The organism is Paraburkholderia sp. SIMBA_054, from assembly GCF_046534875.1.
Lineage (GTDB): Bacteria > Pseudomonadota > Gammaproteobacteria > Burkholderiales > Burkholderiaceae > Paraburkholderia > Paraburkholderia hospita.
On sequence record NZ_JAWRXV010000759.1, the window covers coordinates 1 to 273 of the forward strand.

At 49.1% G+C, this 273-nt stretch carries 1 pseudogene; it reads left to right on the plus strand.

The features are described 5' to 3' along the window. A pseudogene (locus SB822_RS57145) lies at positions 1 to 199 on the plus strand (hypothetical protein); the annotation flags it as partial. Between the last annotated feature and the right edge of the window lie 74 nt (positions 200 to 273).

The window sequence follows — 273 nt, forward strand, 5'->3', positions numbered from 1 at the left end:
GTATGATTTTGCCTATCAGGCATGGATCGGCGATTACAACGACACCTATTCCTTCCTGAGCATGTTCACGACCGACAATTATTTCAATAATTCCGATTGGTCGAACAAGGATTATGACGCACTGATTATAAGATCGGAAACGATGACGACACCAGAGCGCGGGCTGAAACCCTTGCTCAGGCAGAGCGTATTCTGCTGAAAGAGGTTCCAGTCATCCCACTGCTCTACCCATCTTCACAAGCGCTCGTGGCAGGCAAGGTTGAAGGCTACAGC